The sequence below is a fragment of the uncultured Parabacteroides sp. genome, from assembly GCF_905196875.1.
GTDB lineage: Bacteria > Bacteroidota > Bacteroidia > Bacteroidales > Tannerellaceae > Parabacteroides.
The window spans coordinates 1-22352 of record NZ_CAJJWO010000044.1 but is presented as its reverse complement, the minus strand read 5'-3'; the positions used below and the strand labels follow the sequence as shown (position 1 = coordinate 22352).

Annotated in this window: 18 protein-coding genes; 11 read left to right on the top strand and 7 right to left on the bottom strand. The window is 42.8% G+C overall.

Annotation, left to right across the window (positions count from 1 at the left end; translation table 11 throughout):
• The first annotated feature begins 8 nt into the window (after positions 1 to 8).
• The 3 genes from QZ076_RS14540 to QZ076_RS14530 are packed head-to-tail and all read left to right on the top strand — an operon-like array spanning position 9 to position 5999.
• Positions 9 to 3371: a TonB-dependent receptor gene (locus QZ076_RS14540; protein ID WP_293714211.1), complete on the top strand. Its 3363-nt coding sequence runs from the start codon at positions 9 to 11 to the stop codon at positions 3369 to 3371.
• Between the two features lie 19 nt (positions 3372 to 3390).
• A complete protein-coding gene (locus QZ076_RS14535; RefSeq protein WP_293714209.1) occupies positions 3391 to 4845 on the top strand; it encodes a RagB/SusD family nutrient uptake outer membrane protein in 1455 nt (484 codons plus the stop codon).
• An 8-nt stretch (positions 4846 to 4853) separates the two neighbouring features.
• Positions 4854 to 5999, top strand: coding sequence for a metallophosphoesterase (locus tag QZ076_RS14530; protein ID WP_293714207.1), 1146 nt, complete (start codon positions 4854 to 4856; stop codon positions 5997 to 5999).
• A gap of 114 nt (positions 6000 to 6113) precedes the next feature.
• On the opposite strand, the gene murF is transcribed toward QZ076_RS14530, so the two are convergent.
• Complete coding sequence (gene murF, locus QZ076_RS14525; protein ID WP_293714205.1) at positions 6114 to 7397, bottom strand: UDP-N-acetylmuramoyl-tripeptide--D-alanyl-D-alanine ligase; 1284 nt, start codon at positions 7395 to 7397, stop codon at positions 6114 to 6116.
• Between the two features lie 117 nt (positions 7398 to 7514).
• Here murF and folP point away from each other — a divergent pair, with 117 nt between their 5' ends.
• The 4 genes from folP (at position 7515) to QZ076_RS14505 (ending at position 11531) form a co-directional block, all read left to right on the top strand.
• Positions 7515 to 8375: a dihydropteroate synthase gene (gene folP, locus QZ076_RS14520; protein ID WP_293714248.1), complete on the top strand. Its 861-nt coding sequence runs from the start codon at positions 7515 to 7517 to the stop codon at positions 8373 to 8375.
• A gap of 4 nt (positions 8376 to 8379) precedes the next feature.
• Positions 8380 to 9165, top strand: a complete 786-nt coding sequence (cdaA, locus tag QZ076_RS14515; RefSeq protein WP_293714203.1) for a diadenylate cyclase CdaA — start codon at positions 8380 to 8382, stop codon at positions 9163 to 9165.
• A gap of 128 nt (positions 9166 to 9293) precedes the next feature.
• Positions 9294 to 10310 carry a phosphate acetyltransferase gene (pta, locus tag QZ076_RS14510; protein ID WP_293714201.1) on the top strand — a complete coding sequence of 339 codons (1017 nt, stop codon included), beginning with the start codon at positions 9294 to 9296 and terminating at the stop codon, positions 10308 to 10310.
• A gap of 21 nt (positions 10311 to 10331) precedes the next feature.
• Positions 10332 to 11531 (top strand): acetate kinase, encoded by a 1200-nt coding sequence (locus tag QZ076_RS14505; RefSeq protein ID WP_293714199.1) that lies wholly within the window; start codon positions 10332 to 10334, stop codon positions 11529 to 11531.
• A 99-nt stretch (positions 11532 to 11630) separates the two neighbouring features.
• Here QZ076_RS14505 and QZ076_RS14500 read toward each other — a convergent pair whose 3' ends face one another.
• The 6 genes from QZ076_RS14500 to QZ076_RS14475 form a co-directional block, all read right to left on the bottom strand.
• A complete protein-coding gene (locus tag QZ076_RS14500) occupies positions 11631 to 12407 on the bottom strand; it encodes a UDP-2,3-diacylglucosamine diphosphatase (protein ID WP_293714197.1) in 777 nt (258 codons plus the stop codon).
• Positions 12404 to 12721 carry an SUF system Fe-S cluster assembly protein gene (locus QZ076_RS14495; RefSeq protein WP_293714195.1) on the bottom strand — a complete coding sequence of 106 codons (318 nt, stop codon included), beginning with the start codon at positions 12719 to 12721 and terminating at the stop codon, positions 12404 to 12406. The genes QZ076_RS14500 and QZ076_RS14495 overlap by 4 nt, the downstream gene beginning before the upstream one ends.
• A 71-nt stretch (positions 12722 to 12792) precedes the next feature.
• Complete coding sequence (gene radC, locus QZ076_RS14490) at positions 12793 to 13479, bottom strand: DNA repair protein RadC (protein WP_293714193.1); 687 nt, start codon at positions 13477 to 13479, stop codon at positions 12793 to 12795.
• 55 nt (positions 13480 to 13534) lie between these two features.
• The gene (gene efp, locus QZ076_RS14485; RefSeq protein ID WP_293714191.1) at positions 13535 to 14101 is read right to left on the bottom strand and encodes an elongation factor P; all 567 of its coding nucleotides are present in this window, start codon (positions 14099 to 14101) and stop codon (positions 13535 to 13537) included.
• Positions 14102 to 14270: 169 nt separating this feature from the next.
• Entirely contained in the window at positions 14271 to 14969 is a 699-nt protein-coding gene (locus QZ076_RS14480; protein WP_293714189.1) for an LrgB family protein, read from the bottom strand.
• Positions 14962 to 15312 (bottom strand): CidA/LrgA family protein, encoded by a 351-nt coding sequence (locus QZ076_RS14475; protein WP_293714187.1) that lies wholly within the window; start codon positions 15310 to 15312, stop codon positions 14962 to 14964. The genes QZ076_RS14480 and QZ076_RS14475 overlap by 8 nt, the downstream gene beginning before the upstream one ends.
• A gap of 257 nt (positions 15313 to 15569) precedes the next feature.
• Here QZ076_RS14475 and rhuM point away from each other — a divergent pair, with 257 nt between their 5' ends.
• The 4 genes from rhuM to QZ076_RS14455 all read left to right on the top strand — a co-directional run bounded on the left by rhuM (position 15570) and on the right by QZ076_RS14455 (position 22336).
• Positions 15570 to 16409 carry a RhuM family protein gene (gene rhuM, locus QZ076_RS14470; protein WP_293714186.1) on the top strand — a complete coding sequence of 280 codons (840 nt, stop codon included), beginning with the start codon at positions 15570 to 15572 and terminating at the stop codon, positions 16407 to 16409.
• A gap of 201 nt (positions 16410 to 16610) precedes the next feature.
• Positions 16611 to 16781, top strand: coding sequence for an AbrB/MazE/SpoVT family DNA-binding domain-containing protein (locus QZ076_RS14465; protein ID WP_293714185.1), 171 nt, complete (start codon positions 16611 to 16613; stop codon positions 16779 to 16781).
• Positions 16782 to 16858: 77 nt separating this feature from the next.
• The gene (locus tag QZ076_RS14460) at positions 16859 to 17188 is read left to right on the top strand and encodes a hypothetical protein (protein ID WP_293714183.1); all 330 of its coding nucleotides are present in this window, start codon (positions 16859 to 16861) and stop codon (positions 17186 to 17188) included.
• Between the two features lie 543 nt (positions 17189 to 17731).
• Positions 17732 to 22336 carry a DUF6383 domain-containing protein gene (locus QZ076_RS14455; protein WP_293714181.1) on the top strand — a complete coding sequence of 1535 codons (4605 nt, stop codon included), beginning with the start codon at positions 17732 to 17734 and terminating at the stop codon, positions 22334 to 22336.
• Positions 22337 to 22352: the final 16 nt, after the last annotated feature.

The following is a 22352-nucleotide window of genomic DNA, read 5'->3' as shown; positions in this document are numbered from 1 at the left end:
TTATTATTATGAGAAAAGACAAAGAGAACTTCGGAGAAGGCAGTGGAAAGAGAATCCTCTGTATATCCGGTCTGGTCTGTTTATTTCTGACAACCGGGCTTGCACAAGCTCCCGCCCGTTCGGCGATACCTAGTGCGACTGTGACTGTCGCTTTCAGTAATGCAACCTTGCGGGATGTGATCTGGGAGTTGCAAAAACAGACCGATTTTACCTTCGTATACAGCACTCCCGATGTGCAGAATGTGAAAGTGAATAAGGTGGATGTTGCTAATGAAGATGTCTATAAGGTGCTCGATAAGTGTTTGGATAAAACGAATCTGACATATACTATTCATAATGGAGTGGTGGCTATCCGCCATACAGCGGACATGGCAAGCGCTGCTGTTGTTCAGCAAAAAAAGATGGTACAGGGAAAAGTATTCGATGAGACAGGTGAAACTGTTCCCGGAGCAAATATAATCGTGAAAGGTACTGTTTATGGTACGACAACCGATATGGACGGAAACTTTGCGTTGGAAGTGGAAGACGAAAAGAATGTAACGCTCGTTGTTTCTTTTGTCGGCTATAGTCCGAAAGAAGTACGTGTATCGGGAAATACTCCTTTGAAAATTGTATTGGAATCGGAAAACCAGCAACTGGAAGAGGTGGTTATTACCGGGTATGGAACATATAAGAAATCGGCTTATGCCGGTTCTGCTTCAACGGTAAAGACGTCGGAGGTGAAAGATGTTCCGGCCGTTTCATTCTCTCAGGTATTGCAGGGTGCAGCTCCCGGAGTACAGATTTCGTCGACATCCGGTCAGCCGGGGGCTGCTTCCTCTATTAATATTCGTGGTATGGGATCTTTTAATGCTTCCAATTCACCTCTGTATGTGATAGATGGTGTACCGGTAAACTCCGGGAATATCAGTAGCACAGGATCAGATGCAGGTATGGATATTATGTCAACTATCAATACCTCGGATATAGAGAATATTACCGTTATAAAAGATGCTGCGGCAGCTTCTTTGTATGGTTCGCGTGCAGCCAACGGTGTGATCCTGATCACAACCAAGCAGGGAAAAACAGGAAAACCTTCGGTTTCGTTGAAAGCCGACTGGGGTTTCTCTGACTTTGCTATGGATTACCGTGAAGTAATGGGTGGAGAAGAACGTCGCAATCTGATTTATGACGGGTTGGTAGCCGACGGTATGGTTCATAAAAAAATGACGGAAGCAGAAGCCCGTGAGTATGCCGACGGTGAAATCGACGATTATGCCCCGAAGCCCTGGTGCGGATATATCGACTGGGATGATGTACTGTTCCAGAAGGGTAGCCATCAGACTTATGAAGCTTCTATTACCGGAGGTTCGGATAAATTCAAATATTATAGTTCTTTGGGCTATCTGAAACAGGAGGGTGTTGCTTTGAATTCCGGTCTGGAACGTATTACCGGCCGTGTAAATGTCGATTATCAGGCAACCAAGCGGTTTAGCCTGGGTGTAAAAGCTTTATTTGCGAATGTGAACCAGGATGTGAACGATGAGGGAACTTCTTATACTTCTCCTTTTTATACATCCAAGAGTGCTGTTACACCTTCCGACCCTGTTTATAACGAAGATGGCAGCTGGAATCGCGAATTAATTCGCATTGCCGATCGCAATCCTTTGCTATCGGCTACTTACGACTATCGCCGTGAACATCTTACCCGTGCATTCAATACGGTTTATGGGCAGTATGAATTTATTGATAATCTGAAATTCAAGACGACATTGAGTTACGATTATACCTTGTCGAAAGGGGATCGCTGGTATGACCCGCGTACCTCAAACGGTGAAGACTTGAATGGAGATATGAAAAAAGTTTTTTATGAATACCGAAAGCTGGTTTGGGAAAATGCCTTGAGTTATCAGGCAACTATCGCCAACAATCATCATTTGGATGTATTGGCCGGCTACGAAACGGATATGTATGACCGTGACCATTTGTCCGGTGAATCATCAAACTTTGCCCGTTACGACAGAAACGATGTGGAAAACGGAATGAAGCTTGAATCTGTAGGAGGATACAGCCGGGCATATCGCTTGGTTTCTTATCTGACACGTATAAACTACGATTTTAAGAATAAATATTATTTAGGTGGTAGTTATCGTCTGGACGGTAGTTCCCGATTGTCGAGTTCAAACCGTTGGGGTAGCTTCTGGTCTGTTTCCGGAGCATGGAGAGTTATTGATGAAGATTTCATGATAGACTTAAAAGATCAGCTTACCGATTTGAAGGTAAGAGCCTCTTATGGTGTGAACGGTACGCTCCCTTCTGATTATTACGGATATATGGGTTTGAGTTCTATCAAAGAAGGCTATCTGGAACAGCCTGGTATCTTGCAGTCGCAACTGGAAAATAAAGATCTTTCCTGGGAAACCAATCATAACTTCAATCTGGGGCTCGATTTCGGTATCTTCAACCGGTTGAATGTGACGCTTGAATACTATACTCGCCGCACTAAAAACTTGTTGATGGATCGTCCACTGTCTATGACAACCGGTTTCGATAAGTTTCTGATGAATATCGGTGAGGTGAAGAACCATGGTGTCGAACTGGAAATTAATTCGACGAATATTTCCAATAAGAATTTCAGTTGGAATACGACATTTAACTTGGGGCATAATAAGAACAAGGTCGTTCGTTTGGATGGTGTGCAGACTGAAATTGTCAGCGGTTCGCAGATTCGTAAAGTAGGAATGCCTTACCGTACCTTCTATTTGATTGAATTTGCAGGTATTAATCCTGAAACCGGTGTTCCTCAGTTCTATACCAATAAGCAGAATGCCGACGGCAGTCTGGATAAAACAATTACGGAAGATCCCGGTGAAGCTTACCGTATCGCTACAAAACATGCAGATCCTGTAGTGCAGGGAGGTCTTTCTAACAACCTGCGTTATAAAGGATTTGATTTGAACTTTATGCTCTCTTACCAGTTTGGTGGTTATTCGTATGATAACTGGGCGCAGAAAACGGAACATGGCGGCGATGACCCTGAAGCCAATATCCCCATTTATTATCGTGACCGTTGGCAGAACCCGGGCGATCAGACGGATATAGAACGCTTTATCCTGAATGGTGATGTCTCTATGAAATCGTATGCAACGACTCGTCGTTTGCACAGCACGAATTTTATTCGTCTGAAAAATCTGACATTCGGCTATTCTCTACCGAAAGCATGGACAAGTGCTGCCGGTATCGACAAGGTCCGTCTGTACGTATCCGGCAATAACCTGCTGACATGGGCGAAGTATAAATATTACGATCCGGAAGCAGTTAGTGGTGGTACTGCCATTTGGGGTACTCCTCCATTACGCTCGGTTACTTTTGGATTAAATGTTAATTTCTAATCATAAAGTCTACAATATAATGAAAGCATTAAATTATATATTATCCGGTGTTTTAACCCTGTTCGCTACTTCCTGTGGCGACGGTTGGCTAGATTTAGACTCATCGACAGAGATACCCTCGGAAGGTTCTCTCGAACGTTTGTCTGATTTTCAGTATGCGTTAAACGGTATCTACAGTGCCATGCAGAATTCGGACGGTTATTCCGGACGTATCACTTATTACGGCGATGTAACAGCTGATGATGTACAAGCTAACGGTGCAACCAAGCGTACCGGTAGCTATTACTTGTTGAAGTATACGAAAGACAATGCCCCTTCCACCTTATGGCAGATTCCTTATCAGCTTACCCGTAATGCGAATATCATTCTGGAAGAGATCGTAAATATCCCAGAAACAGAAGAGAATAAGGAAGAGCGTAGTGATATAATCGGACAGGCACTGACCATCCGGGCTCTGGCTTTGTTTGACTTGACCCGTATTTATGGGTACCCCTATACAAAGGACAACGGTGCTTCCTGGGGAGCATGTATCGTGCAGGATGTTCGTCAGATCGATAGTAAGCCTTCCCGTAATACTGTAGCCGAATGTTTCGACGCTATCATTAAAGACTTGAATGATGCCATTCCACAACTCAGTCCGGAGTTTAATTTCGGAAAGATGAATCGTTGGGGTGCTATGACATTGTTGAGCCGTGCTTACCTGTACAAGGGTGATAATGAAAATGCATTGAAAGTGGCAGAAGAGGCGATAGCCGGTGCAGGGAAATATAAATATCATCTATGGAGTAACGAGGAATATCCCACAGCCTGGGGAGATGAACGTAGTGCTTCCGATCCCGGTGAAGTATTCTTCGAGATCGTTAATCTGACGGTAGATAGTCCGGGAAAAGAAAGTATGGGATATCTTTGCTGGCGCAGCGGGTATTCGGATATGATTCTGACCAGTTCTTTCTTCGGGTTGTTGAATGAGGATCCGGATGATGTTCGTAACAAGGTGTACGAAATCTATAAGGCAAAAGCTTATATCAATAAGTATCAGCCACAGAAAAATGAAAACCCGGCAGATGCCAATATCCCGTTGTTACGTATGTCCGAACTTTATCTGAATGCAGCTGAGGCGGCTGTTAAGTTGGGCAATAATGCAAAAGCGGTTGAGTATCTTGAACCGATCGTGAACCGTGCAAATCCGGAAATGACAGTAAAGGATGAGACGCTTTCACTGGAACGTGTATTGAACGAGCGTCGTAAAGAATTCTACGGTGAAGGCCATCGTCTGTATGATGCTTTACGTAATAACCAGACAATAGAGCGTAAAGATGTGAAGATATCTGCTATCAGCAGTACGAAACATCTCTCAATGCCGGATGAAGCAAAGAAATTTGACCGGAATTATTATAAAGTTGTGCTTCCTATTCCTAAATTTGAAATTGATACGAATCCGAATATCGCATCACAACAGAATCCAGGTTATTAAATAGATATATGAAATCTTTCCAATATAAATTTATAGTATTATTCGTTCTCCTGACAAGCTGCTTTGTGCAGTTGTCGGGTGCGGATAAGAAATATAAAGAAAAAGTAGAGTCACTTTCTGCCGACGGGCCTTATTTATTGTATAATGCCGACGGTAGTTTCCGGTCGGTTTCTGTAGATACGGCAGGCAACCTGAATGACCAGACTTATCCGGCAGTACCGAAAGGTTTTTCGTTTGACGTTTATTCCGATAAAGGAGAAAAGCTGTTTCCGGTTACTTTACATCGTATCAAACGTCCGGAATGGAAAAACAAGCAAGCTGAGAAGATGATCGTCCTTTCCGATCCTCATGCCAACTGGGAGTGTTTCTCTTCTATTCTGAGAGAGTGGAATGTGGTGGATAAGGACTATCGTTGGTCGTTCGGCAAGAATCATCTGGTGGTGATCGGCGATATATTCGACCGTGGAAAAGATGTATTGCCTATTTACTGGTTGCTTTATAAATTAGAAAAGGAAGCGAAGGAGGCCGGCGGATGCATGACTTTCCTTTTGGGAAATCATGAAGGGATGGTTTTGGCCGGTGACCTGCGTTATACAAAAAGTAAATATCTTCATTTGGCAGATACGTTGAATATCCCTTATCAGAAACTATGGAACGAACAGACAGAGTTGGGGCGTTGGCTGGCGATGCGAAACACTATGCAGCTTATAGGAGATAACCTGTTTGTACATGCCGGCCTCAGTATGAAGTTTCTGGAAAAGAATAAAAGTATTCCCCAAGTGAATAAGATTATGAGTGAAGGACTGTTCCTCACGAAAGAAGAACGTAAAAAGGCTTCTGATGATATTGCTTTCATGTATGCGACCTACGGACCGATCTGGTATCGGGGAATGGTACATAGTGCCGACAAGTATTATCCTTTATATCCGGAAGACTTGCCGAAGATATTCAGTAAGTATCAGGCAAAACGCCTTTTCGTGGGACACACCATCTTTGATGATATCTCTACCTTCTATCGGTATCGTGTGGTTGCTGTAAATGTAGACAACAAAGAGAATATGGAGAAGAAGCGTGGCCGCGGTGTATTGGTGGAAGATAACCGGATGTATGTCATTTACGACTCCGGAAAGAAAACATTGATTAAAGAAGAGTAAAAGTGATTTCGCTTTTCAAACTGCAAAGTCGACTTAATGGAAATTTATAAAAGGAGCCATGCTTTTAAAGGAAAGCATGGCTCTTTTTATTGAAAAAGTATTACAGCTTTTATCTTATAATATCTCCACCGTCTTTTCCAACGCCATCCCATGCGATCCTTTGATCAGGATATGATATCCTTTTAAGGGGTTGGCTTTTAATGCATCGATCAGTTCTTCTGTTGTTGCATAAGTGGCAAATTCTTTACCTGCTTTCTGGAAATGTTCTCCGCAAAGGAATACCTTATCGAACTTACCTGCTTTTACTTCTGCTATTATTTCGGCATGCAATTCGTCGCTTGCCGGGCCCAGTTCACGCATGTCCCCCAGGATAACGGCTTTAGAGGATACGGGCATGGAAGTGAAGTTTTCGATAGCGACCTTCATACTGCTCGGGTTAGCATTGTATGCATCGATCAGTAAAGTATTATGTTCTGTTTTCTTCAGTTGCGAACGGTTGTTGGTCGGTTCGTATGCCGCGATAGCCCGGCTGATACGTTCTGCCGGAATCTTGAAATAACGGCCCACGGCTACGGCTGTCAATACATTGTCGAGGTTATATCCGCCTATCAGATGCGTTTCGACCGTATGTATCTTACCCTGCTGTTTCCAGTCGAAAGTAAGATATGGGTTACAACTGATAACGTGACCTGAGGCGAAAGAACTATCATCGTTCCCGTAAGTGATCTGTTCGATTCCTTTGGCAATCTCCTGTAGGTCTTTGTTTTCTTTCTTAATAAATATCTTGCCTTTGGTATGGCGGATATAGTCGTATAACTCTCCTTTGGTCTTCACCACTCCCTCAAACGAGCCGAAACCTTCCAGATGCGCACGACCTACATTTGTAATGATCCCGTAGTTGGGCAATGCGATCTCTACCAGTTCCTTGATATCTCCCGGATGGCTGGCCCCCATTTCTATCACTGCCATTTCGTGGTCGTGAGTCAGACGAAGCAGGGTGAGCGGGACGCCGATATGATTGTTGAAGTTTCCTTCGGTATAAAGCAGGTTAAATTTGGTAGATAATACAGCTGCCAATAGCTCTTTGGTAGTGGTTTTACCGTTTGTTCCGGTAATTCCTATAATAGGAATGCCCAGCATTTTCCGATGGCGGTAAGCCAGCTGCTGCAAAGTTGTCAATACATTATCGACCAAAATGGTACGCTCTCCAATGACATAATCCGGATTATCGATTACTGCGTAGGAGCAACCGGTAGCTAAAGCCTTTTCCGCATATTGGTTCCCGTCGAACCTTTCACCTTTCAGGGCGAAGAAGATGGAACCGCGCGGACAATTGCGGCTGTCTGTTGTTATTTTCGGATTGTGTATAAACAATTCATACAGTTCTGATATACTCATAGCTTTTTTCATTTGCTTATTATTGGTGAGCAAAAGTAACAATTAAATGAAGAATGAGGAATGAAGAATGAATATTTAAATGAGAATCGTGTATCTTTGCTGGAAATATGGATCGAAATGTTAGATAAAACGCTCAATATTAAGGGTACACTCTTGTCGTTGGCAACTCCTGTCGTGATGGGTATTTTGAATGTAACCCCCGACTCTTTCTATGCCGACAGCCGTAAACAGAATGAAGCTGCTATCAATGATCGGATACAGGCAATTCTCTCGGAAGGCGGAGAGCTGATCGATATCGGCGGGTATTCTTCCCGTCCCGATGCAGCCGAGGTTTCCCCGGAAGAAGAAATGGAGCGCCTGGCGTTTGCGTTGAAGATATTGAATACGCATTATCCGGAAGCTGTGGTATCGGTGGATACCTTTCGTGCCGATGTAGCCCGTAAATGTGTAGAGGAATATGGCGTAGCCATCATAAATGATATATCCGGCGGCGAACTGGATAAAAACATGTTTGCGACAGTAGCCGATCTGAATGTGCCTTATATAATGATGCATATGCGAGGCACTCCCCAAACAATGCAACAATATACCGGTTATACGGATATGATGGAGGAGATCATGTTGTATTTTGCTACGAAAGTTCGTGAACTGCGTTTGCTGGGCGTGAACGATATCATTCTCGATCCCGGCTTCGGCTTCAGTAAGACGGTCGACCAGAATTACCTGCTGATGAACCGTCTGCAGGAGTTCGGTGTGTTCGATCTTCCCCTCCTGGTGGGCATATCCCGTAAAAGCATGATCTATCGCTTTCTGGGTGGAACGCCGGCCGATAGCCTGAACGGTACTACGGTATTGAACACGCTGGCGTTGATGAACGGGGCCGATATCCTCCGTGTTCATGATGTGAAAGCTGCTGTCGAAGCTGTGAAACTGGTTACTAAAACTGTCGACTCTCGATTGTCGACTATCAATTCATAATATTATGTGGATGCATTTCGGAATAAAAGACCTGATCGATGTACTGCTGGTAGCCTTTTTTCTCTACCAGACATACAAACTGATGAAGAGTTCGGGTACGCTGGCTATCTTTAGTGGGGTAGTTTCGTTTATTATAGTATGGATTCTTGTTTCGCAGGTGTTGGAAATGCGTTTGATGGGAGCCATACTCGATAAGTTTATCAGTGTCGGTTTTGTAGTGCTGGTTATTCTGTTTCAGGATGAGATCCGCCGTTTCCTGATGGCGTTGGGGTCCCACCGGGGATGGAAGTTCCTGGGAAAACTCTTTTCAAAAAGGGATACGAACAGTGAACGTGAAGGGAAATTTGTCGCCCCTGTAGTCTTAGCCTGTATGAATATGGCCCGTAAAAAGACCGGTGCCCTGATCGTGATCCAGCAGGATGTCGATCTCTCGGTCTACGAGCATACGGGAGAAATGTTCACTGCCGATGTCAATGCCCGCCTGATCGAAAATATATTCTTTAAAAACAGTCCTTTACATGACGGCGCCATGATTATTGCCGATGGACGGATAAAAGCTGCAGGTTGTATTCTTCCGGTTGCCCAGAAGGCCAGTCTGCCGAAAGATCTGGGACTGCGCCACCGTTCCGCACTCGGAATGTCTCTTGAAACTGATGCGTTGATAATTATTGTATCGGAAGAACGGGGTAAGATATCCGTTGCTCATAATGGTAAACTGGAGATCAATATTTCAGCCGAAGATCTTCAACAAATCCTTTCCGGAGGGCGAGAAGTCGTGAATTACTGTTAAATGTTCTGAAAGTGACAGCTCTGGTTGCAAATAGTTTGTGCTTTTTGCAAACTCTATGTTGCATTTTGTCTACTTTTGTAGCCGCAAACAGTAGCAATTACTAAATACTATAAAAAATATCTTCCACTATGGACTTAATGCAAGAGATTATTGCACGCGCTAAAGCTGACAAGCAGCGTATTGTTCTTCCCGAAGGAACAGAAGAAAGAACATTGAAAGCCGCCGACCGTTTACTGGCCGATGGAGTTGCCGACATCATTCTGATTGGAAATCCGGCAGAGATTTCCTCTTTGGCAGCTAATTACGGTCTGAACCACATCCGACAGGCTACTATTGTTGACCCTAAAGATCATGAAAAGAAAGCTGCTTATGCAGATCTGCTTTTCCAATTGCGTCAGAAAAAAGGTATGACACCTGAAAAGGCTGCTGTCCTTGTTGAAGATCCTTTGTTCCTGGCTTGCCTGATGATCAAGGCTGGTGATGCCGATGGCGAAATTGCCGGTGCACAGAATACGACAGGTAATGTGCTTCGTCCTGCTCTGCAGATCGTTAAGACTGCTCCAGGTATGAGCTGTGTATCGGGTGCATTCCTTATGTTCACAAAGAAACCGGAATACGGAAAAGACGGTCTCCTTGTATTTGCCGACTGTGCTGTGATGCCGAATCCGACTGCTCCCGAACTGGCTAGTATTGCTGTGGCTACTGCTGCAACAGCTCGCGATATCGTAGGTGTAGAACCTCGCGTGGCTATGTTGAGCTTCTCTACGAAGGGAAGTGCTTCTCACGAAATGGTTGACAAGGTCGTTGAAGCTACCCGTCTGGCTAAAGAAATGGCTCCGGAACTGAAGATCGATGGCGAATTGCAGTCTGATGCTGCTTTGGTAGAATCGGTTGCTTCATTGAAGGCTCCGGGCAGCGAAGTGGCAGGTAAGGCTAACGTACTCGTATTCCCTACATTGGAAGTAGGTAATATCGCTTATAAACTGGTTCAGCGTCTGGGTGATGCAGAAGCCGTAGGTCCGATCCTTCAGGGAATGGCTGCTCCGGTGAACGATCTTTCCCGTGGTTGCTCCGTAGACGATATCTATAAGATGGTTGCTATCGCCAGCAATCAGTCGATCGGCTTAAAGGCTGCTAAAAAGTAAAAAAGACACAACAAGTAAGATATGAAGATATTAGTTTTAAATTGCGGAAGTTCGTCTGTAAAGTACAAGTTGTTCAATATGGACACACATGAAGTACTTGCACAGGGTGGGGTGGAGAAACTGGGTCTGCCGGGTTCTTTCCTGAAGTTCACTCAGCCGGATGGTAAGAAGGTTATTCTGGATAAAGAATTGCCGGAGCACAATGCGGCTATCGAGTTTATCCTGAGCGTACTGACAGATGATAAATACGGCTGTATCAAGTCGTTTAACGAAATTGACGCTGTAGGTCATCGCGTGGTACACGGTGGAGAAGCATTCAGCGGAAGTGTGGAAATTACTCCGGAGGTGATCGGTAAAATGGTTGAGTGCATCGACCTGGCACCTCTTCACAACCCGCCAAACCTGAAAGGTATCCGTGCCATGAGCGCGTTGATCCCGGGCATCCGTCAGGTTGGAGTGTTCGATACTGCTTTCCACCAGACAATGCCGGACTATGCTTATATGTACGGTCTGCCTTATTCTCTGTATAAGAAATATGGTATTCGTCGTTACGGTTTCCACGGAACCAGCCATCGCTACGTATCGAAACGTGCCTGCGAAATCCTGGGTGTTCCTTACGAAGAACAGAAGATCATTACAGCTCACGTAGGTAACGGTGGTTCTATCGCTGCTGTAAAAAACGGTAAGAGCGTAGATACTTCCATGGGATTGACTCCGGTTGAAGGTTTGCTGATGGGAACCCGTTGCGGTGATGTGGATGCAGGTGCACTTTCATTTATCATGGATAAAGAAAAACTGGATGCGAAAGGCTTATCCGATCTGATCAACAAACAGAGCGGTGTTCAGGGGCTTTCTGGTATCTCTTCCGATATGCGTGAGATCGAAGCTGCTGTTGCTGAAGGCGATAAACGTGCTATTCTGGCTCTGAATGTTTATAACTACCGAATCAAGAAATACATCGGTGCTTATGCTGCTGCCATGGGTGGTTGCGATATCCTGGTATGGACAGGCGGTGTAGGTGAAAACCAGTGGGCTACCCGTCGTGTCGTATGCGAAAACATGGAATACATGGGAATGAAGATCGATGTAAAGAAGAACGATGGCATGCGTGGTGAAGAAATGGTGATCAGCACTCCGGACAGTAAGGTAACGATTATCGTTGTTCCTACCGACGAAGAATATATGATCGCTTCCGATACAATGGATATATTAGGTAAATAATAAATAGTACTAGTCCTCACAGCTTACAAAACACAGGATTAGTGTTTAGGCTGCTCCGACACCGGTTGGAGCAGTCTTTTTTTATGTCGTTATGTGAAGTTATTCAGCTTCGAACTGTTCAAGAAACAGGTTTTCCCCGTCCCATACGATATAGGAGAAGAGCGTCATCCAGTCGCCGGCAATCAGTAGGCGGGATGTGCGTGAGAGCATCAGGTCGAGCATGATGTGACGGTGGCCGAAAATGAAGAAGTTGATATCCGGATGTGTTTTCAGATACTCTTTGGCAAAGAGAACCATATACTCGCGCTCTTCACCTTGATAGTCGGGAGATTCACAAGTCTTGTGTTTTTCCAGCCCTTTTTTGCGACTACTCAGCGACCATCCGAGAGCGAAGCCGAAAGTCCAGCGGGGATGAATGCCGGCATACAGCCACTGGCAGAATTTGTTACGGAAAAGAGCACGGATAAAACGGAAAGCCTTACTGCGGTAATCCACTTCGTCGCCATGTCCGAGAAAGAAACGTTTACCCAACAGATCGACAGTCAATACATCCCGATGGATAGTTGCTCCTATCTCATTAGGAAGATAGTCGAACATCCAGATATCGTGGTTACCGATAAATATATGAATCTCTACACCACTGTCCGACAGTTCGGCGAGTTTTCCTAGAAAACGGGTAAACCCTTTGGGTACTACATATTTATATTCATACCAGTAGTCGAATATGTCTCCCAGGAAATAGACTGCCAGTGCATCCTCCTTGATGCTGTCGAGCCAGCGAACGAGTTTTTTCTCGACAGCCAGCGGGTCTTTGTGAAAGCGGGCGCCCAAGTGGGCGTCCGATGCAAAATATATTTTCTTCCGCGAAGGATTCATAAGAAACCAAGTTCCAGTTTAGCTTCTTCCGACATCATTTCTTTATCCCATTCCGGTTCGAACACGAGATTGACTTCCACATTGTTCACACCGTCTACCGATTCTACTTTCATGCGTACATCTTCCAGGATGAAATCGGCTGCCGGGCAATTAGGGGCAGTCAGGGTCATATCTATACGGACGTTCTTTTTGTCGTCTACATCAACTTTATATATCAGGCCGAGATCAAACACATTGACCGGAATTTCCGGGTCGTATACTGTCTTCAGCATGGCGACAATCGCTTCTTCTGTTTGGAGGAATTCGTTGTTCATCTTTCTTTAATTTGAATGCAAATATACATTAATATCTTCTATATACTAAACCGTAGAAAAGAGAAAATGTTTTACAACCCCAGTCTCCCTTCGTCTGCATAGCTGAAGTAAGTCCCATCGGAAACGATCAGGTGGTCTGACAACTTTATCTCCAGCAGGTCTGCCGCTTTGTCCAGCCGCCTGGTCAGGGTGTCGTCCTGCGAGCTGGGGCGTACGTTTCCCGACGGATGATTATGGCAGAGGATAATCCCTGAAGCCAACCCATTGATTGCCGTTTTGAGGATGATACGGAGGTCGGCGGACGTTTCCCCTGTTCCGCCCTGGCTGATCTTCGTTTTACCGATCACTTTCCCTGCCCGGTTGGTCAGTGCGATCCATAACTCTTCGTACGGTAAATCGCAGAGCAGGGGATGAAAGAGATTGTAGGCATCGCGACTGCTCCGGATACTGTTGCGCAGGATGGGATCGGCCAGATTGCGCCGTTTACCCAGTTCCAGAGCTGCACAGATAGTGATAGCCTTAGCTTTACCGATTCCTTTGAAACCGGAGACCAGGTCATGGATCGTCTGTTTGCCTAATGCATTCAGGTTGTTGTCTACGCTGTTGAGGATACGTTGTGAAAGTTGGACAGCCGTTTCACTGCTGTTGCCTGAGCCGATGAGAATGGCCAGGAGTTCGGCATCACTGAGGGATGTAATACCTTTGAGTAGCATTTTTTCACGTGGGCGGTCTTCCTCTGCCCATTCTTTTATTTTCATAGCGATGTGTTTTGGTTGTAGGGGCGGTTCGCGAACCGCCCCTACTTGTTTTATCTTATGAACGAACGCGTCCGCAATAGGAACCGTCCGCTGTGTTTACTTCGATAATTTCACCTTCATTGATGAATAACGGAACACGAACTTCTGCACCTGTTTCTACTGTAGCAGGTTTCAATGTATTAGTAGCAGTATCGCCCTTTACACCCGGTTCTGTGTAAGTGATTTTCAATTGAACCTTAGCAGGCAGATCAGCGAAAAGAACTGTATCTGTAGAAGCATCGGAAACAACATCTACGATCTCTTCTTCTTTCATGAAATCAACCCCGTTAATCAGCGCCTTGTCGATGATGATATCTTCGTAAGTCTCCTGATTCATGAAGTGATAATGTTCGCCTTCTCTGTAAGTATATTGATGAGGACGACGTTCTACACGTACATCTTCCAGTTTTTCATCGATATTGAAACGGCGATCAAGGATACCACCTTTTACTACATCTTTCAGTTTGGTACGCATGAAAGTGTTTCCTTTTCCTGGTTTTACGTGAAGGAATTCAACGCAGAAATATAATTTCCCGTCCAGGCGGATACACGTTCCGTTTTTAATGTCTTGTGAATTAATCATACGATCTATTTTTTATTTATAATGATTTATTGAATTATCTTCGGTCATTTCCGGGTACAAAAGTAGTGTTTTCCTATTAAAGTACCAACATGTAACATTCTTTTTGTTCAGAAAAGAGTTGCAAATCAGTCTGATATGATTTACGAATGCTACCTGATGCAGGAAATTCCTAAAACAGGGAAATGATAAAACTGATAACAGGAACCAGAATAGCCGTCATGATTCCCATCAGTCCGATGGCTAATCCGCTCAGTGCACCTTCAATAGCTCCGATCTGTATAGCGACTGAAGTCCCTACGCCATGGGAAGATGCTCCCAATGCCAGACCTTTGGCAATCCGGCTTTCAATGCCTAACACTTTCATAACAAACGGGCCTACGATACTGCCGAATATACCCACGGCAACAACAATGACAGCTGTTAGCGAAGGTATTCCTCCGGACTTTTCAGCAATGCCCATAGCGATAGGAGTCGTTACGGATTTCGGTTGAAGGGTGGCGATCAATGCCTGGTCGGCTCCCATAAGGTCACCGATCACGATCACACTCACAATTCCGACGATGGCACCGACGAATACAGAGGTGAGGATAGAGATCACATTCCCTTTCAGATACTGCATTTGTTCATAGAGTACGAATCCCAGTGCAACAACCGATGGGCCCAGCATGAAATGGATCAGATGACTCCCTCTTTGAAAAGACTCATACTCTATGCCCATTGTCTTTAGTACGACAATAATAACGAGGATGGAGGTCAATAACGGGTGCAAAAGGCTGATGCGGGTTTTCTTGTATAAGGCCAGTGCAGCCAGGTAAGTACCGATTACCAGTGTGAGTGCAAATATTTCCGATTGTGCGAGGTTATTCATTGCTTTCGCCCTCCTTGCCTAGTTTTTGCTGGATAAGTGCGACACTGGCAATTACTAAGATGGTGCTGACAACGGATGCAGTAAGAATGACTGCCCAATATTGCGATATAACACCCAGCGAAGTCATAAGCCCGACACCTGCCGGAAGGAAGAACAAACCCATATTCTCTGTCAGTACAGTCGACAGTTTCTTAACATTTGCAGGTTTTACCAGTTTGAAAACCAATGCCAGAAACAACAATATCATACCGATCACGCTTCCGGGGATGAAACCGTCGATAAAAGAGCTGATAAACTCTCCGGTAAAATAGAAGAACAGAATGTAAAATGCTTGTTTTAGCATATCTCTTTACTGTTTAATAGTCACTGCAAAGATAACAGCTTTGTATTAAATATGTTCTATAACATAGTGATTTAACATAAATACTTGTTGGAGGAGGCTGCTAAATAACAACATTTAACGTGGGTGTGTTATAACCAGATGGCTCATTTAATAGGAAATAATGAACCTGTTTGTGATATTCTCATGATTTTTTGAGAAGAAAACAGATATGTAATAAATAATAATCCTAACTTTGTAACAAACGAAATTATATAGCTATGAAAAATCAAGGAGAGATCATTGTTTACCAACCGGAAAAGACCTTACAGTTGGAAGTCAGAATGGAAAATGAAACAGTTTGGCTGACCCAGGCGCAAATGGCTGAATTATTTGAGACAACCCCTCAAAATATTACACTACACATTAAGAATATTTATGTAGAACAGGAGTTAATTGCAGATTTAACTTGTAAGGATTTCTTACAAGTTCGTGAAGAGGGAAGCAGGGTGGTAAAAAGAATGCAGAAATTTTATAATCTTGATGTTATTATTTCTGTTGGCTATCGCGTCAAATCAAAGCGTGGAACTCAGTTCCGTATTTGGGCAAATAAGATTTTAAAAGACTATTTGCTTAAAGGCTACTCTATCAATAAGAGAATCGAAAATATTGAAGCAAAAATAATTGAACATGATCAAAAGATCGACTTCTTTGTGAAAACATCGCTGCCGCCGGTAGAAGGAGTTTTCTATGATGGCCAACTATTCGATGCTTATAAGTTTGTAGCTGACCTGATCCGTACGGCTACTACCTCTCTTATCCTGATTGATAACTATATTGATGACACAGTATTGACACTTTTCACCAAGCGCATTCCCGGAGTAACGGTTACGATCTATACTGCCCAGCTATCCAAACAACTATCATTAGATTTGCTGCGTCATAATTCGCAATACGAACCCATTGATATCCGGCAATTCCACCAGTCGCATGACCGTTTCCTCATTATAGACGAAAGAGAACTGTACCATATCGGCGCTTCATTAAAAGATTTGGGTAAAAAATGGTTCGCCTTCTCTAAAATGCAATTAGATATACAGGAGTTGTTGAGGCATTTATAGAAAAATGTGAACTAAAATAACAGGCCTCGTAGGGGTGGGGTTTGCCCACCCTTTGCGACACTGATATAACAAACGGTGAAGGAGGGCGGGCAAACCCCGTCCCTACGAACACAACATTCATAACTGTCAAATTCTGAACAAAATTAATTCCCCAACAAATTTATTACACTATTTGTGTAGTGTAAATGATATAGTATAATAATGAAAAGACGTATCATACAAATCGGAAACAGCATGGGCGTTATATTACCTGCCAGTATTCTAAAGCGCTTAAATTTGTCGGCCAAAGATCCGGTAACAATTACGCATAGAGATAATAGTATTATTATCAAGCTTGTTCCACGTAGGAATTGGGAAGCTGCCGCATCATAGATGCATGCTGCAGGAGATGATAACCTGATTGAAACACTGGAAGAAATGTTTATACTGTAGTTTTTTTAATAAAGAATATGGATAAATTGGAGCGTATGCCCTTTAAGGCACAAAAACAACTATTCGATAAATTGGAAAAGATAGCCGGTATAGCTAATCTGACTAAAAAGGAACGTCTGGAATATGACGAGGCACTCAAGGTGTACCGCGATTGCACGAATATCGTGGACTTTGCAAAAGAGGAAGGAGAGGCAAAAGGGGAAGCTAAAGGCATAATTAAAGGTAGAACAGAAGGTAGAGCGGAAGAGAAAATATCCATTGCCAAGAATATGAAAGCAGAAGGTGCTCCCCTTGACTTTATAAGGAAATGCACCGGCCTTTCCGAAGAAGAAATCAATAACTTGTAAACTTCTTTCTATATAATAAAGATAAAGGCTGTCGTTGTAAAACGATGGCCTTTATTGTGTTTTGAATTATAGTGACCGGTTCCCTCCTAAAATAGGCCAAAATCATCCCTTTTGGGGAAAGTAGTAAAAAATCAGAAAATTGGTATATTGATTATCAGTATATTATCAATGTACGCGTGTACCTATTTACAGATAATATAAAAGATTTAAATATGATGTTAATTGATTGATGAATAGTTAAGTACGAAAAAATAGAAATGACTAGAAATAACGTTCCTTTTTTCTAGTCAACAAAGGTAAAGCATAATTTTTAATCTACAATTCTTTTCCAAATAATTTTTCCAAATCTATCTGCTTTCTTATCAATTGGATAACAAACTTAGTATGAAATTAGCTCTTTTTCGCACAAAGTTAAAATCGCCTCAAAAAGATGACTAGAAAAAAGGAACGTTTTAGCTAGTCATTTGCTAAAATAGGCTTGTCTGAAGACTGGCTGTAAAAGAGTTTTTAGGAACACTATTATTAATATTAAAATTTAAATTTATGAACAAAAAGTTTTCTACGCTGGTAGCAGGTTTACTACTTGTTTCGAGTTTTGGAACGGCAGGGGCACAGGAGAAATCATCTTCTATGACCTTGTTTTCTAACCAGACCGGAGTTGTAGCTAACACATTTAAAAAAGAAGGTGCTTTCCAACTGAGTGATGGCAGTGGTAAAGTATTGGCTTTGGTTATGAAAGGCGGAACTTACCAATTAAAAATGGTGGGTGCAAGTGATAAAGTTAGCCTGGCAGCCACTTTATGGAAGATCGAATGGACTACCTACGACAACACTACAAAGAAGTATTACTTCACTTTCAGAAGTGCATACAACAATTTGCCTTTGTCGTTCTCTACAGAAAATGCCGGTAAAGATGGTTTGAGTGCTGATATTAATTACGAATTCCCTGGGAAAATAGCTACATGGGAATGGCAGGAAGGTATTGAAGGATCTGGCATTAAGTCAGACCCTATTCCTTTGAAATACCGTTTCAGCAATCCGGACTCAGTAATGACTCTAGCTGTAAAAAGCGGTAAAGTAGGTGCTATCAAATATGCACAGGCAAAAGAGAATAGTGCTTCTGCATTGGCATTGAAACCGATGACAGTACAGGGTGTAGCTCTTACTGCTGCCGATTTGAACAGTATGTTTATCGCTTCGAATGCAAGTGAGTTGTTCAAACTTACCTTTAATCCGGATGTATCCAAAGGATCTTCCAACTTATGGACAAGTGAATACAAAGCAGTCGAGGCTCAGGGCGAGAATGTTGTTAACCAAGCTGTTCTTGTAAATAGCAAATTAGCAGTTGAAGACGCAAAGAAGGTTAATACAAACGCATATATCGCAGATTTGATTCGTACTTTGAGTGAAGAACAAATTGAGACTCTGGCTGTAAATGATGATGAGGATGACGATGATGAGGACGATGATGATGTTAACAATAATAAATACACTGATCGTCAGATCCAGGTTCTTCAAGGTATTGCTGATGAAGCAGCAGATGCAAAAAGTTTTCTGGCTGCAGTAGATGCTGTAAAGTCTGAAAAATCAGATTTTACTGATTTGGTAACTGAAGCTACAGCGCAACTGACTGATGCAAATACATTGAAAGACTTATTGGCTGATGATAAAGAATTAGGCGTTGCAACAGGGGGAGCTCTTAAGGCTGCTGTTGCTGTCGATAAGGTTGTCGATGTTTCCGATGCAGACAATAGCACAGTGAGAGCTGCTTATGCCGCTTTAGGCGATGTAACTCCTTATAGCTTGAAAGCTGCTAAAGAAAGTGCTGCATCACTGGATGCCGGATATACTACAGCAAAAGAGAAAGCGGATGCAGATAAAGAAGCTGCGGATATTATAGCTGCTGCTATTGAAGCCTTTACTTATGATGCAAGTTGGACTGATGCTGACAAAATTAATGCAGGATTGACAAATCAGCTTATTGGTTATCAGACTGAAGCCAACCGTACAATGGTATCTTTAGCTATTAATTATGTTCGCGACAATGCAACTTCAGGTATCGATGACGCTGCTTATGAAGCATTAAGAGATGCCGCAGCTGCTGCAGTAACGACTGTATATGCAAATGCTGTAACGACGGCGGAAGCTAACGTTACTTTATCTGCAAACCTTTTGACTGCAGTAGATGCTTTGAAAGGTGTTAACACTGTTGGCGAATATAAGACTGCAGTAGCAGCTGCTACAGTGACATCAACTGAAGATTTGAAAGCAGAAGTTCTGGATGAATTTATAGCATTGGTGGATGGCAAGGAAGATGGTGATGCATATACTAAACCATCTTCAAATGATCAGGATGCCGTAATTGCTGTTTTCACTGAAAATGAAGAGTTAGCCAAGGCAGACCTTGCCGCTGCAACAGATGCTGAAACTGCTGCTTTAGCTGTAGATAAAACACATGTTGCCAATGCGATTACCTCTTTTAGCGTAGCATCAAAATATGCAAACATGTCGGAAGTGACAGATGCTTTTGAAGAATTGGCTGAGGTTGCCGGGGATGTAGAAGAAGAAGGTAATGAATCTGTCGCTACTGCCATTGCTGCAGCGGTAGAGGCTTTAGGTGGAATGGATGAAAAATATCCTTCAACATACGATGGTTATCTTTCATTGCAGATGCCGAACAGCACAGAAAACTTCCTGCGTGTAGATACTACTTTCCTGACTGGCAACAGCGGAAACAAACATCTTACATTTGCATCAGGTAAGTTGAACCCTGAATTGAAAACGACTAAAGGTCTGGATGTTGCAGCTTATGTACAGCATGATTATAATGCGCGTTACAACTTCCAGTTCACTTATTATCCTACTGAAGACTCTCTGGTGATCAAAACTCCGTTGAAAGATGAAGATGCTTTGATCTATCGTTCTGCAGGTTTTGCACATCCGTTGACAGATGTTAAATATCTGGATATGAGTAATCAGCAAATGGTTAAATCATGGGAACTGCATACAGTTGATGTTAACGGAACTCCGACAGAAGAAAACATTGTGAAGATCGTTGTTTTGAACGACGCTACCAAACACCGTGAAGTAACAATCGGTGCTGATGAACTGATTGAAAACTCTGCATTCAACAAAACGACATTAAATACTCGTATTGGTTTGAATGTTGCTTTCGCTCCTTCTTCTGCAATCCCGGCTGGTGTTTACACAATTCAATATGTCAGCAATGATAAGACTCCTATTAAGGTTTTTTTGAACGGTCGTTATATTACTCACAATTGGTTGCTGGAAGCAGAAGGTGGACAGTTTATGGCAACTGTGGAAGATCAGGACTTAAACCATATTCCTGCTGCTCAATGGATCGTTACGCAGGCAAAGGGTGAAAATCTGAATTCTATCATAAACCGTGAGACTGCCGCTCCATTGATGTTCATTAATGATAACGGCAGAGTTCAGGAACAGTATATGTATGCAACAACAACAAAGAATCTGTACACTAATATGAGTGGTGACTCTTTACTGTTCACTCCGGTTCCGGAAGAATTTACAAAAGACGTTACACTTGGTTATTTTGCAAATCCTGAAGATAACAAAGAAGCAGCAGATCAGTTGACTGTATTCTCTCTGAAATATCTGAACGATTTGAATTCTGATCTGTTTGTCGGTTACAGTGATAAGGATTCTATCTTGAATGTAGCAAAGACAGATGCTGAAGACTTGGTTTACTTCCGCTTAATCCGTGCAACAGACTCTCTTGCCTATGGTGCATCTGCAAACGGTGTTGCTAAAGAGTTGAAACGTATGGCTTACTACCTGCAGTTAGAAACTCCTAACAAGAATGTCAAGGATGAAGATAAACTGTTTATTGCTAGTGATAAAAATGGTAAGTTTAAGCTGGTTAACTCTACGCTGACAAATGGTAAAGTAAACTATAATAATATTGATGCTTTCTTCCTGAAAGAATTTAAAGAAGCGGATACTCATTATTATGCGCTGATTGAAGCTGATAAGGATTATGAAACTAATACACTGACAGGTGAACTTGGTAAGAAAAAGATATCTGTAAAAGATTATCCTTCAATTTTGATCGTGGAAGATCTGGAAGGTGAAAACGGACCGCAGGGAGTTAACTGGGATTATTATGGAACTGTTGTTGACGGTCGTACATCAACTTTCGCATTGATAGCTAAAGACGCTCCTAAATATCGTCGTTTGGGTGTAACAGATCCTGAAGATGGTCTGAAGAATCTGGGGACTAATGTGGCTAAGATCAATGTAACTCGTGAAGATAATCGTTATCTGTATGAAAATACAACAAATAAGGTAGCCGGTTACGATGCAGATCCTACAGGTCTTAACTATCTGGGTGCTCTGTTCAATGGTGCTAACAAGGCAGCTATGTTTATTGATACAGCTTATGTACGTAACGAAACAGCACGTCCTCAGTACTTGCTGGCTGTACGTCCTGACTTTACTCCGGATACAACATTCTGTCCGGTAAATCATGGTCATGCTTACGAATTGGTAGATCAGGTTCGTGCCAACTATCTGGTAACCCTGTCTGATTCTGTAGCTGCTTATGCAGGAAACAAGCCTATGTTGGATAAGTTCATGTATGAAAGCAGAACATATACCCGTCTGGCATTTGTAGATGCAATTCACCAGGGAGATTCTTTGGTTATCATGGACTCTAAGTTCAAGGGAACAAAAGATGCTAAGAATGATACAATTGACCTGAGCAAGAATGGTTTTAACAATGCTGCTGTCCAGTTCCGTCTGACAAAAAATGATGATCAGAAAGCAGAATTCTACATTGAAACACAGAATAACGAATTTGTTCGTTTGGTTAATGGTATAGCTGTATTAACAGAAGATATCGCTGATGCTGAACGTTTCAATATCGCTAAGACAGACGACAAACCTGTTGCTAACGAAGGTATCAACGCTTCTGAAGTATCTGTAATTGCTGGTAATGGTAATGTAACAATCAACGGCGCAGCCGGTAAGAAAGTTACTATCAGCAACGTTCTTGGTCAGACAATCGCCAACACAGTTCTTTCTTCTGACAACGCTACAATCGCAGCTCCTGCTGGTGTAGTTGTAGTAGCTGTTGAAGGTGAAGCAGCTGTAAAAGCAATCGTAAAATAAGAAACTATTTATAATC

What these genes read in the sequence shown, in the direction of transcription:
- QZ076_RS14530 (WP_293714207.1), top strand. Translation starts at nt 4,854, where the DNA reads ATGAAATCTTTCCAATATAAATTTATAGTATTATTCGTTCTCCTGACA.
- QZ076_RS14460 (WP_293714183.1), top strand. Translation starts at nt 16,859, where the DNA reads ATGGATAAATTGGAGCGTATGCCCTTTAAGGCACAAAAACAACTATTC.
- folP (WP_293714248.1), top strand. Translation starts at nt 7,515, where the DNA reads ATGTTAGATAAAACGCTCAATATTAAGGGTACACTCTTGTCGTTGGCA.
- QZ076_RS14495 (WP_293714195.1), bottom strand. Translation starts at nt 12,721, where the DNA reads ATGAACAACGAATTCCTCCAAACAGAAGAAGCGATTGTCGCCATGCTG.
- radC (WP_293714193.1), bottom strand. Translation starts at nt 13,479, where the DNA reads ATGAAAATAAAAGAATGGGCAGAGGAAGACCGCCCACGTGAAAAAATG.
- murF (WP_293714205.1), bottom strand. Translation starts at nt 7,397, where the DNA reads ATGAGTATATCAGAACTGTATGAATTGTTTATACACAATCCGAAAATA.
- pta (WP_293714201.1), top strand. Translation starts at nt 9,294, where the DNA reads ATGGACTTAATGCAAGAGATTATTGCACGCGCTAAAGCTGACAAGCAG.
- QZ076_RS14535 (WP_293714209.1), top strand. Translation starts at nt 3,391, where the DNA reads ATGAAAGCATTAAATTATATATTATCCGGTGTTTTAACCCTGTTCGCT.
- QZ076_RS14480 (WP_293714189.1), bottom strand. Translation starts at nt 14,969, where the DNA reads ATGAATAACCTCGCACAATCGGAAATATTTGCACTCACACTGGTAATC.
- efp (WP_293714191.1), bottom strand. Translation starts at nt 14,101, where the DNA reads ATGATTAATTCACAAGACATTAAAAACGGAACGTGTATCCGCCTGGAC.
- QZ076_RS14505 (WP_293714199.1), top strand. Translation starts at nt 10,332, where the DNA reads ATGAAGATATTAGTTTTAAATTGCGGAAGTTCGTCTGTAAAGTACAAG.
- QZ076_RS14475 (WP_293714187.1), bottom strand. Translation starts at nt 15,312, where the DNA reads ATGCTAAAACAAGCATTTTACATTCTGTTCTTCTATTTTACCGGAGAG.
- QZ076_RS14465 (WP_293714185.1), top strand. Translation starts at nt 16,611, where the DNA reads ATGAAAAGACGTATCATACAAATCGGAAACAGCATGGGCGTTATATTA.
- QZ076_RS14455 (WP_293714181.1), top strand. Translation starts at nt 17,732, where the DNA reads ATGAACAAAAAGTTTTCTACGCTGGTAGCAGGTTTACTACTTGTTTCG.
- rhuM (WP_293714186.1), top strand. Translation starts at nt 15,570, where the DNA reads ATGAAAAATCAAGGAGAGATCATTGTTTACCAACCGGAAAAGACCTTA.
- cdaA (WP_293714203.1), top strand. Translation starts at nt 8,380, where the DNA reads ATGTGGATGCATTTCGGAATAAAAGACCTGATCGATGTACTGCTGGTA.
- QZ076_RS14500 (WP_293714197.1), bottom strand. Translation starts at nt 12,407, where the DNA reads ATGAATCCTTCGCGGAAGAAAATATATTTTGCATCGGACGCCCACTTG.
- QZ076_RS14540 (WP_293714211.1), top strand. Translation starts at nt 9, where the DNA reads ATGAGAAAAGACAAAGAGAACTTCGGAGAAGGCAGTGGAAAGAGAATC.